Genomic DNA, 12,984 nt, shown 5'->3' on the forward strand with positions numbered 1-12,984 from the left:
AAGCAATATGTTTTCTGTAAACCAGCAACTTCTATTTCTTAAATTTAAATAGGGAAGTAGTCTTGTATTTATAAGTAGGCCTTTAATAAAATTATTAGTTTTATTAAAGGCCTACTTATTTAAGGAGTTCTCATATTTTATTTTAAACAGCTTTCAGTTAAATTATCAAATGATCTATAACCAATGAGATATATTTAAATATGATGATGTGATTTTTATTTTTTTATAATTATTTTTCTAGTTATGATCTCTTCATCAGTATGCATTTTTAAAATATAAATCCCTTCACTATAATTAGAAACCTTAAGTCTAATCTCTGTTTCTGAAGGTACTTCATCAAATATTTCTATCAATTTCCCATTCAGGTCGAACAAATGAATCACAGAAATCTCAAGTTCTTTAGGATTTAATACCATCATCTCATTAGCTGAATAAGAGTGAAGAAGACTTATCTCTGAAAAATCGTCTATGATAGGTTCTTCCACCACAATAGGATCTGGAGTGGCTTGTGCTTTATAAAATATCAACTGGAATCTATCTGTAATTTCACCTGGTTCTGAAGTGGAAGTATAAGGCCCAGACCGTAGATCATGAATGGTATCTAAAACTTTATCTTTTAAATAAATCGTATGATCATCGCTCATATTTTCGAGCTCGTCAATTTTAATTTTAAATTCGCCTTCTTTTTCAATCCTAACACCAATAGGTAGAACTTGGTCTTTTCCAAAATCTGGCACTCCTTGAATTACCAAATAGTTGGAACCTTGTAACCAAAACATGTCCTCCACATTATATTCTATCATAGGGGCATCATATCCCAAATCGAAGCCATTTGTAGTATTAGGATTTGCACCAACTAACAATTGCCTTATATAACCTTTCGGTGATTTTAATGAAATTCTGATCCTAGAGGTAGTGCTTTTTGCTTCATCTTTTCCAGTTTTAATAACAGTTTCGGGTTTTAAAAACACAGAGTTTCCAGAAGATTCTCTAGAAAATACACGTTGGCTATTTTTAAACACTATATCCCCTTGAATTGTACCCGGAAATTGTGAACTGGAAACATCTACCACAGTACTCACGAAAAACCCTTGACCTACAGGTATAAAATCTCCCGGCTGTCCTCCAGTCAAATTAGGGTTGGAATTGTCTATTCTTTCATCTATAGAAGCAGCTCTAACTCCACCTATTAAGTTAAATACTCCATACCCTCCAACATATTCTCTTAGTATATGAGTTCCTCCGCTAAAATGGTCCCAAAAATATAGAGCTCCATTGAATACGTTTTGTGAATTTCGAGCTCCTCTGACTACATTTTTATCTAAATTGTCCATAAGAAATTCATTAGCGTCTAATGCAGACGGGTAAGGATTACCTATTAAATAATTTTCATTAATATTTATCCGTAGCGTAAAATCACCATTATGCGGTTTTCCTTTGTAAATGTAGTTTTGAGTATTAGTGTAATCTAAATTTCCGTTATAGTAAGTACCTTTCATGGTATGTCCTTCTCCCGTTTTTAACGTACCTGTTCTACCAATAAATGCCCAAGAATCATAATTATCTGCTGTTCCATGGAATTTCCACAACCAATAAGGACAAGTATTTATACTTGTATTATCTGCACCATAAGGGTTGGAGTCTGCAGTAAATTTCAATTTTTCAATTACAGAACCAGTGTTGTAACTCATTACATCTCCTGGGAGATAAGCTGCATTATTTGGGGTACTTCCCTGCGCACTAACAGGTGATGACCAATAGTTATAATTAAAGCTCATTTTTTTACCTTGCTGATCACGCTCTAACCAGCCTTTACTTGCTTCTGCTAAAATACTTCCTTGGTCTTGTAATAATTGGGATTCCTCAATTAGGTCGATATTTCCGTCCAGTAATAGATAATGCGAGATTCTAATAGGATGGTCGGCCTCTATATTTAACTTTTTATCTAGAGTCTCTGAAAGAAGTCCTAGCATTATAATATCTTTACTGCCGGATTGAATATCAGAGTTAATCCTGGCGATGTTCCATTCTATATTATCGCTGTTCGGTGGATCCCATACAGTTATACGCGCCCAAGTATCATCGGTTTCCCAGTTCTGACCGTTTTTATTATCATTCGAAAAATATGGAGTAGGCGAAGTATTTTCCTGATGAGTTGTCATATTATGTAATCTTCCCGGAATATTATTTAAAGAAAGATCAGGTGTATTTCCATTAACAGGCTTATATGTACTGGTAATAATTCCCAAATCAGGATCCGGAACTTCAGAAATCAACCTGTAGTAAGCAAAAAGATCATTGGCGGTTTGATTATAAAAAGCATCACCATCTTTGTCCAAATTATAACCATCTGCACTATAATAACTGCCTGCTATTGGTTTGTTAGGTACAATTTCACCTTCCAATGGATTTACAACCTTTGAACCACTGACTATTCCATCTAACTTCAGCCTCTGGTTCATCATAAATCTAATTTCTTTGAGGGTAGGTGAATTCTTCCAGATCCTCACTTCTTCTATCCAGCCTGAAAAATGATTTGAAGCTTCATCATCTGCAGATGTCCATTTCGCTCCTATAGATGTTCTGGTGCCTCCGCCGTTTCCGGTTGGTGCATTGTCAATTCGAATTCCATCAATATAAAGGCCATTATCATCACCTTCAAATATTACTGCTAAATGATACCATCTATCGTTGTACGTTAGTCCTGTTGGAGTGTTTATTTCAAATGAAGGACCCGATATTATAGTTCCTCCTACTACTTCTGGGCGTATCCATGCTTCAATAGCTTTGACTCCTGAAAAACTGTTATCCATAACTGCCACATCATTATCACCATCAAAATCCAAAGTAGTACATTGAGGAAGTTCAACCTCGTTAATGTTAATAATTGGAGGACAATTTGTATTTTCAACAGGCTGCCCTCTTAAACTTTCATTATAAAAATCATTAGGATAAACTGCATCTGAAGTCAGTTTCCATGAAAAAGAATAATCTCCTAATTCTGTTCCTTCAAATATAGCATTTGGATTATTTACAGGATCTAAGGAGCTTGAAGCATCCTGATTGGTCAAAGTGAAATTATCATTTGTACCGGTAATCACCCACGAACCTGTATATCCATCAATGGTTGGATAATCACTTATAAGTCCCTGGAAAGCTCCAGTAGTACTCGCGCTTAGCGTAACTCTTGTATTCCCACATTCTCCAGTTTCTGCTATAACATCTGTTGTGTATTGATCGAATACAAAAACCCTAATAGTTTCAGAATTATTAATGTCTTCGCAAGGATCTCCATTACTATCTAATAATAAAGCAGTTTTAACCTCGAAATTGTTCCAGCCAATTTTTCTTGGGATAAAAGTAACTTTCTCTTTATTATCAATGCCTATTTGTTCTAAGGTATTATCTGAATCAGTAGCATCTTCATCATAAAACCATTGCAATAAAACATCCTGGGGTCCTTCCGGCACTTTGATATTATCTACCGCCCAGACGTCCCCATCTATTGCGCCATTATAATTAAATCGAACTCGAAGGTTAGTTTGTCCTAAATAATCTCCAAGATCTATAACCATTTTATTTTTTGGTCTCGTTAAAGGAGTTCCATCCCCAAAGCTGGTGTAGTTGCCACTACTTCCTACTTTTGTGGTTCCGTCACCGGTAACAGAGAATAATACCTTTTCATAGGTTGAACCACCATTTGTGGAAATTTCTACAATAATGGTTGCACCTGCAGTAAGATTATAAGCTTGATCGAAGGTAAGAATAGCTTCATCTAGGCTTCCCATTGAAAATGGTGGAGTTTCCATGAAAGAATCATTGTTGCCGGTAACTAAAGCAAATCCTTTGTTTCCTTCACTAATAGTTTTTGATGCCCATGGTATGGTGTTACCAGAGCTTGGGTTAGGAATATTAGCCGTGTAAACTTTTCCATCATCTCCTCCACTTTCAACCATCCTCAACCAGTGATCGGCTCTACCATTACTAGCTTTGGTGCTAAAATCATTAGATCCTCCGCTTGGATTGGTGAATCGCCAATTCTGATTTTTTATACCAGCATTGTCAAAATCTCCACCCTCAAATTGACCAAAACTTTCTCCATAACCTGCGCTGGAGCTCAAAGAAATTTCAGTCCCATAACAAAGTACATCTGGACTAACTTCTACCGGCGCGGGTTTAATATCTGAAGGGATTACACTTAAGATTGCGGTTCGGGAATAGATTCCATTATTACAAGCTCCATTCGCTATTTTTGCCCTAAAAACAGTACTTTCTACATTACTGCCTAATAAGCTAGCAAAATCTGAAGATGTTAGTGTTGAGTTTTGACTAGTATAGGTAGACCAGGTTAGAGTTGATGCGGTACGATACTCCCATTCAATGATTTCACCAATTTGATCTTCTAATTTTAGAATCTCGTTCAAATTATTCGATTGCACTTCGCAGGTAAGGTAAACCCTCTCATTATTTGACCAGGACATATTACCGCCAACGGGTATTTGATCCACTATCACGGTAGCTTCTGAAGTAACTTCATCACAAACGCCATTCTTAACAGTAACCCTGTAAGAAGTTGTTTCGTTTAAACCTGTAAATGTGCGAGAATCACTAAGATCAACATTTGCTGTTGCTGTCCAAACATCCTCGGTATTTGAGTTTTTATATTCCCATTTGGTAATTACTCCTGTTCTACTTTCAAGGACAACTGTGGCTGATCCACTTGAAATACAGATTCTTTCCGGAGCATCGATAAGACCTGCAAGACTTTGTTCATCTACATTAACTGTTACCTCTGCGGTGCTTTTACAACCTTTATCGCTAGTTCCGGTAACCAAATATGTAGTTGTAGCTGTTGGACTCACTGTTAGTGAAGATTTAGTAGATTCTGTAGCAGGTTCTATTGCAGTACCATCTATTGTCCAAAGATATGTGGTTGCTCCTGTGGCAGTAAGAGTTGTGGAAGATCCTGAACAAATAGTTGCAACACTTGCTTCTGCAGTTATAATTGGTAAAGGATTTATAGTTATTGTAATTTGTACCCGCTCACTTTCGCATGTACCTTGAGTTTGACTTACCCAGAAATTAGTAACTACATCTGCACTAGTAACTGGTGTTGGAGCCTCGTTTAATGGAGAAGTGCTATCTACTGCGTTATACCAGTTAATAGTGTTACCAGAATCTCCAACTGCTTCTAATTGTGCAGCGACCTCATTTAAGCAAAAACTTAATGTCTCCGTTGTAGTTGGTACGGCTGGTTTTGTCTTCACTTCAACTACTAACTCTGCTCTAGGACTTTCGCATTCACTTGGAGTCTGGCTCACCCAATATGATGTAAATCCTACAGCATCTGTAAGAGGTGTTGGTGTTCCTGTGATTAAATCATCTCCGGTTTCAGTTTCATACCATCTTAGATTTGTTCCTGTAGCTGTTAATGCTGAAGCAACATCTTCCTGACAATAAGTGACATTTGTAATTACGGGTGCTTCTGGTTGGTCATTGATGCTAAGTGTAAATATCTTTGAAGTTGCTTCAGAACAAGTGAAGCTATCTGGTCCTTTAATTTTAACCGCATAATCCCCATTATCTGAAACTACTAAATTATTAATTGTTATAGTTCCTATATATTCTCCAGTTGTTCCTGTAGGACCTGTTCTGACAATGGTATATTTCGCTCCCTCGGAGATAGCGACGTTATCCTTGATCCACTCAAATGTTAAATCAGCTCCATTAGCATGTGCTATATATTCAAAAGTAATCTCTGTTACATCATTTTCACAAATAGTTATATCTTCTGCAGGCTTGATAATTACAATATCTTCATCCACATTTAAGGTAACAGTTTCTGAAGTCGCTATAGAAGGACATGCAGCATTTCCAGAAACTTCTACGAAATATTCTCCAGCGTTAGTTGAAGTTGCGTTGTTAAAAGATAATTGTGCAGTATTTAATCCGTTAGCGTTGGTAATTGCCGCTCCATCTGTTCTCTTCCATTGGTATGATAAATTATCACCTGAAGCTATCACTTCAAAGGAAGCTGCTTGAGTAGAACATATTCCTATATTAATAGGTTGTGTTGTTATGAGTACTTGATCAAAAATTTCAACATCAGCTGTAATTATAATTTCTTCACAACCTTCTGCTGCTTCAATTTTATAGGTTACTATATGTTCTCCGGAAGTACTTGATGAAGGATCTATATTTCCATCTGCATCTATTGAAAGTCCGTTTGTAGCCGAAAAGATTCCATTTTGATAATCTCCGGCAGTATTGGTAAAAGTAACAGCCTGTGGCGATGATTCCGAAGTACAGAATGGACCAGAATAGCTAATTATTGCATCAGGAGCAGGTGTAATTACAACCATTGTAGTTATATCTGAAGATTCGCAACCTCCCGATGCTTCAAAAGAATAGGTTATAGTATGCTCTCCAGATTGACTAGTGCTTGGTGTAATTGCCCCAGTGGAGGGATTTATTGATAATCCTGCAGTTCCAGAAAATTCTCCATCCTCATAAGCCCCAATTGTATTAATAAAAGTTACATTTTGTAAATCTGTATTTGATTGGCAAAATGGCCCCGCATAACTAATCTCTGCACTTGGAGTTTCTGTAATACTTACGGGTGTTTCTGTAAAAACAGCTTCACAACCATTTGCAGCAGCTAAAGTATATTTTATGGTATAATCTCCAACAGCACTCAAACTCGGATTAATTGCACCCGATGTAGTATTTATATTTAAGCCTGAAGGTAAAGAGGAATAGGTGCCTCCGGTTATTACCGCTGTACCAATTTGTGTTAAACTAACAGATTGTGTAGTGCTTAAAGATTTACAAAATTCTGCTGCAGAATAACTAATGCTTGGCTGAGGTTTTTCGGTAATTACTACCGAGGTAAGTTGAGTAACTGTAGAACATCCACCTGCTGGAGTTACCGAATAAGTTACATTATAAGATCCGGGAGTACTACCGGCAAAATTTATTGCTCCTGAAGAAGCATCTATTGACAAACCAGATTTATCTGAAGAATAGCTTCCTCCTTGGTATCCTCCTGTACCTCCTAAAGTTGGAAGTGGAGAAGACGTATTGTCTGAACAAAAAGGAGTGTCTGAATAACTCAGAGTAATTGTTGGAATATCTTCAATAACTACTTGGGTAGTGGTTGAAACCTTCTCGCATCCACCTGAAGCTAAGGTTTTGTATGTCACAGTATAAGTCCCGGCAGTACTATTGGAAGGAGTAATCTCACCAGTAGAATTTATACTTAATCCTGCGGGTGCAGAATAAACTCCATTGGTATATGCGCCTGTACCAGAAAGCGTTACTGGTTGTCCAGCAGTAAGACATTTATTATAAGGTGATGCACCATAACTTATAGAAGCCGTGGGTTTAGCGGTAATAGTAACCACGGCACTTCCTGTAGCTGTTTTAGGACAATCTGGAGCAGACGCATTTTTTACACTTACTAAAGAATAAGTGGTATTAGCAGTTAAAGCACCGGTGTTTAATATTGCAGTTCCATTAGCGCCAACTGCAATGGTTTGATTTGTTCCCCCATTTTTTTTATAAGTAACAACTGTATTCGGGGTGGCAGTAAAAGTAATATCGGGGGCATTACCTGTACATATTGTCGAAGTTCCTGAAATACTGGCAGTTGGATCTGGTCTAAAAGTTATTATTAATTCGTCTTTTCCAGGGCCGCAGGCTCCACTTGGAGCATCCGTAGTAAGAGTAAGAGTAACTTGACCTAAGCTCAAATCTGCCGAGCTTGGTAAATAGGTGGTAGTCTCTTTTGAATCACTTCCGAAAGAACCTGATCCACTACTCGACCATTTTGGTTTTAGATTGGCATTACTTGAACCAAATGAATATGTTCCAGCAATATTAATGGCACCCGAAATTTTACAGACTAATTGATCTGGACCTGCATTCACAGCAACATGACTGGCTACTGCGATTCCACTTATATTAGCGTTAGCGCTTTGTCCGCATATATTTTCAGCTTTCACACTTACTGAAGCATTATTAGTTGTGGCTGCAGAGGCGTTTACTCGAATCACTATAGCACTTGTACCTGCTCCAGAAGTTATCTCCCATCCAGAAGGTAAAGTCCAAATATAATTTGTTGCACCGGCTATTGTAGGAATATTAAATGTTATTCCCGTTGCAGGTGGACATATTGCATTTGCAGTAAGGTTTGTGGTAATAACACCTGGTGTTACAGGAGCTCCGGAAGTTGCAGAAACTGCAAAGTTTGCCGAAGTACTACTATCTTCACAACTATTTATAGCAACTACTGTAATATTACCACTAGACCCGGCTGTTGCTATTATTGAATTAGTTGTTGTGGTTAAACTGGGAGTATTCCATCCATTTGGCAAACTCCATTGGTATGAAGTTGCATTTGCTATTGCAGGTATTGTATATGTTAGGCCTGTATTACCAGAACAAACCGTTGCAGGACCCGAAATAATCCCACTCATAACTGGAGCTGGTGCTTTTACACTTACTGCGATAGTCGCTGCAGGGCTAGTCCCGCAATCATTTTTAGCTTTTACTGTAATGTTCCCCGATCCTGAAGTACCTGTGTTCACTGTTATAGAAGAGGTGGAACTTGTCCCTGTCCATCCATTTGGCAATGTCCAAATATATTCTGTGGCTGTTGCATCATTTGTAAGAGTATATGTTTCAGAAGTATTTGGGCACACAGTATTAGAACCAGATAAATTAACAGGTGCTGCGGGTGTGCCGGATTTAATGGCAACGGCTAAAGTTTGTTCTGTGCTTGTTCCGCAATCATTAATTGCCTTTACGGTGATATTACCACCAGAAGAGGTGCTTGTAGCATTGATAGATGTAGACGTACTTGTTCCTGTCCAGCCAGAAGGTAAAATCCATTCATAGCTTGTTGCATTTACAACTGCGGCAATAGAGTAGGTATTGGTTGTTCCGGGACATATATTTGTAGTTCCAGATATTGTAACTGGTACTGCTGGTGTACCAGCTTTTACAGTAACGGCTAGAGTTTTAGCCGCACTTGTACCACAACTATTTTTCGCCCTAACACTTATATTTCCACTTCCTGATGCACCTGTAGTAATATCTATAGAATTGGTTGTGCTTGAACCATTCCACCCACTAGGTAGAGTCCATTCATAATCTGTTGCACCAGAAACTGCAGTAATACTATAAGTTTTAGATATTACTGGACATACTTGCGAATCTCCAGTAATTATTCCCGGCGTATTTGGAGTTCCATTTAATACAGTAACAGCAAAAGTTTCTGCAGTACTTGTACCACAATCATTTTTTGCTTTTACGCTTATAGTTCCGCTTCCTGTAGCTCCTGAAGTTGCAGATATCGTATTGGAAGTACTCGTTCCAGACCAGCCATTAGGTAAAGACCATTCATAAGAAGTTGCATTAGTTACAACAGCTACTGAATAGGATAGAGATGAAATTCCTGGACAAACATCTGTTGGACCAGTAATAGATCCAGGTTTTATCGGTGCGTCGGGTTTTACAGTAATATTAATTGGTGTACTAGAAACCGGAGCTGTAGAGGCGCATGTGGCATTAGAAGATAATTCTACGGTTACAGATTGTCCATTGGTAAGATTTGTACTTGAAAATGAATTTCCCGTTCCGGAATTGGTCCCATCGACTTTCCATATATAAGATGGGTTATTCCCTCCATTTACTGGAGTGGCGTTAAAAGTTGTATTTTCTCCGGGACAAATAGTTGTTTTTGATGCAGAAATTGACACCGATGGAGTCAAAATAGGATTCACAGTCATTGTAATAACACTGCTAGTAATGCTACAACTAGCTTCATTAGAAGAGGTTACTTTAACTTTTATTTTATCTGAATTGTTTAAGGTTGTGGAAGTGAATGTAGATGATGTACCAGATTGACTACTCGTACTGCCTATAAACCATTCATAACTTAAATTGGTTCCACCCGCTGGTGCTGCGGCAAATGTTACAGAAGTTCCGGAACAAATTGTTGTACCCGGGCTTGCAGAAATAGAAACAGACGTAGGGCATTGGGCCAAAACTGATGTAGGTAACAGGTAGGCAATTGTTAAAAAAACTAGAAAGAGTAATTTTTTTCCCATAGTAGTATACTTTTAAAACTAACGTAAATTACGTAGGGGGTAATCGAGTAATTATTTTTATAGTGAACAAAACTTTGGGGAAGTTTTGTGGGTATTAGTTTGGTCTTTAGTGAGTTAACAATCTAAATTACGTTATTACATCTAACTTTTGATAACTATTCGGTGAAAGGACGTTTAAATCGTTAAAATGTCAATTTATCGTTTACAATAAGTTTTAAAAGAAGCTTTTAACCTACAAAACTCAAAACATTATGATGTAAGTGGTTGGTTTTTAGGCATAAAAAAGCCGCAAATTTTAAAATTTGCGGCTTATCTAAATTTATTTGAGAATCAATTATTCTCCCATAAACGGATACCTGTAATCTGTTGCAGGAACAAAAGTTTCCTTGATCAATCTTGGAGAGATCCATCTTAACAAATTAAGTTTAGAACCGGCTTTATCGTTGGTTCCACTGGCTCTTGCTCCACCAAATGGTTGTTGCCCAACTACGGCTCCAGTACATTTGTCGTTAATATAGAAGTTACCAGCTGCATTTTGCAAGGCTTGTGTTGCTTGCGTAGCGGCATATCTATCTCCAGAAAGAACAGCGCCAGTTAATGCATAAATACTGGTTTCATCAACCAACTTTAAGGTTTCTTCCCATTTATTATCATCATATACATAAATAGTAACTACCGGTCCGAACAATTCTGTTTCCATAGTTGTGTATTTAGGGTCTGTTGTAAGGATAACAGTTGGTTCAATAAACCATCCTTCAGATTTATCATAATTTCCTCCAACAACTATTTCAGCATTTTTATCCTTTTTAGCTTGGTCTATATACTTCGCTAACTTGTCAAAAGAACCTTCGTGGATCACTGCAGTAATAAAATTGCTCATGTCTTCCGGAGAGCCCATTTTAAATGAATTCACATCTTCAACTAAAAATTCTTTTACCTCTGCCCATAGGCTTTTTGGAATATAAGCTCTGGATGCTGCACTACATTTCTGACCTTGGAATTCGAAAGCTCCTCTTGCAATAGCGGTTGCAACTTGTTTTGCATTTGCTGTTTTGTGCGCCAAGATAAAATCTTTACCACCAGTTTCTCCAACAATACGTGGATAGGTCTTATACTTATCTATATTAGCACCAATTTTTCCCCAGATTCCTTTAAAAACACTTGTACTTCCAGTAAAGTGAATTCCGGCGAAATCTGGACTAGCCAATACAGTGTCTGTAATCATAACAGGGTCTCCCATTACCATATTTATAACACCATCTGGCACTCCAGCTTCTTTAAAAACTTCCATGATTACCTGTGCAGAAAAAACCTGACTATCACTTGGTTTCCATACTACTGTATTCCCCATTAAAGCGGCACTTGCAGGAAGATTTCCGGCAATAGCTGTAAAGTTAAAAGGTGTAATTGCATATACGAATCCTTCTAATGGACGGTATTCCAATCTATTCCAAACTCCCGGAGAAGATTCTGGTTGATCTTCATAAATCTGAGCCATATATTCTACATTGAATGTCAAGAAATCTATCAATTCGCATGCAGAATCAATTTCAGCTTGAAAGATCGTTTTAGATTGTCCGATCATTGTTGCTGCATTTATTCTTGATCTGTATGGTCCAGCAATTAAGTCGGCAGCTTTTAAAAATACTGCAGCTCTTTGTTCCCAAGGCAAATCTGCCCAAGCAGTTCTTGCTTCAAGACAAGATTCAATTGCTTGTTCTATATGTTTTTTCTTAGCTAAATGAAATTTACCAAGATCATGTTTGTGATTATGTGGAGGATGCATACTCATAGTATCTCCAGTGCGTATCTCTTCAGAGCCTATATACAATGGAACGTCCATTTTTTTGTTGTACATGTCTTTATAAGTAAGTAACACTTCCTCTCTTTCAGGTGTTCCCGGAGCATAAGTCTTAATAGACTCATTTATAGCTGTTGGAACTTGAAAAAATCCTTTTCCCATAATTATTTTTTTGATGTTTTTATTCGGTTTTATGGTCGTAAATATAAAAAAAATTAACCGAGATACCTTGAGTTTCAACTAGAGAAGTTCAACTGAAGATTTGGAGGAGATGTTGTAAATTAGCATTTATATCATTAATCTATGTGTACGGTTACATTACTTCCTATTTCAGCTAAAAAAAACGGTTTTATACTTACATCCAACAGGGATGAAGCTGCAGAAAGGGAAGCGCTTCCTCCAGATTTCTATTCTGAAAATGGTATAAAAATGCTTTATCCAAAAGATAAACTGGCTGGTGGAACCTGGATTGGTTTAAGTGAGCAAAAAAGATTGATCTGTTTACTTAATGGAGAGTTTAAGCCACATGTTAGAGAAACTAGTTATAGATTAAGTAGAGGGGTGGTGGTGAAAGATCTTTTAGCGGCAGTATCTATTGATGAAGCTGTAGAGAACTACAATTTTAAAAATATTGAACCTTTTACTATTGTTGCAGTAGATTGGAATTCCGGTTTGCGTTTTTTGGAACTTGTTTGGGATGGTAAAATAAAGCACTTTAAAGATCTGGAACTGAAGTCTCATATTTGGTCTTCTTCTCCTTTGTATTCTTCTGAAATGAAAACAATTAGAGAGCAATGGTTTCTAGAATTTCAAAATGATAAATCCTTAAGTGCCGAAGCTTTATGGGAGTTTCATACTTCAGCCGGAATTGGAGATGCTAATATTGATGTAATTATGGATAGAGGATTTGTGAAAACTCAAAATATCTCTCAAATTGAGAAGACTTCAGAAGAGATAAAAATGAAATTTATGGATTTAAAGGATCGAGATATAATCGAAATAGAATTCTAAATCAAGAATTCCTCGACAAACCCGAGAGCTAAGTAACGTTGGTTCTGGAGGTAAATATTT

The 12,984-nt window shown here is 37.2% G+C and carries 3 protein-coding genes; 1 reads left to right on the forward strand and 2 read right to left on the reverse strand.

Going from position 1 to position 12,984, the window contains the following annotated elements:
- Positions 1 to 215: 215 nt before the first annotated feature.
- The gene (locus H033_RS0107575; RefSeq protein WP_026837759.1) at positions 216 to 10,112 is read right to left on the reverse strand and encodes a T9SS type A sorting domain-containing protein; all 9,897 of its coding nucleotides are present in this window, start codon (positions 10,110 to 10,112) and stop codon (positions 216 to 218) included.
- A gap of 334 nt (positions 10,113 to 10,446) precedes the next feature.
- The gene (gene pruA / locus H033_RS0107580) at positions 10,447 to 12,075 is read right to left on the reverse strand and encodes an L-glutamate gamma-semialdehyde dehydrogenase (protein WP_026837760.1); all 1,629 of its coding nucleotides are present in this window, start codon (positions 12,073 to 12,075) and stop codon (positions 10,447 to 10,449) included.
- Between the two features lie 141 nt (positions 12,076 to 12,216).
- Here pruA and H033_RS0107585 point away from each other — a divergent pair, with 141 nt between their 5' ends.
- Entirely contained in the window at positions 12,217 to 12,924 is a 708-nt protein-coding gene (locus H033_RS0107585) for an NRDE family protein (RefSeq protein ID WP_026837761.1), read from the forward strand.
- Positions 12,925 to 12,984 lie beyond the last annotated feature (60 nt).

This window comes from Gillisia sp. JM1 (assembly GCF_000424645.1).
In the GTDB taxonomy this organism is placed as follows: domain Bacteria; phylum Bacteroidota; class Bacteroidia; order Flavobacteriales; family Flavobacteriaceae; genus Gillisia.

Excerpts from the sequence above, each read along its gene's own strand:
- H033_RS0107575 (WP_026837759.1), bottom strand. The coding sequence starts at position 10,112 with ATGGGAAAAAAATTACTCTTTCTAGTTTTTTTAACAATTGCCTACCTG.
- pruA (WP_026837760.1), bottom strand. The coding sequence starts at position 12,075 with ATGGGAAAAGGATTTTTTCAAGTTCCAACAGCTATAAATGAGTCTATT.
- H033_RS0107585 (WP_026837761.1), top strand. The coding sequence starts at position 12,217 with ATGTGTACGGTTACATTACTTCCTATTTCAGCTAAAAAAAACGGTTTT.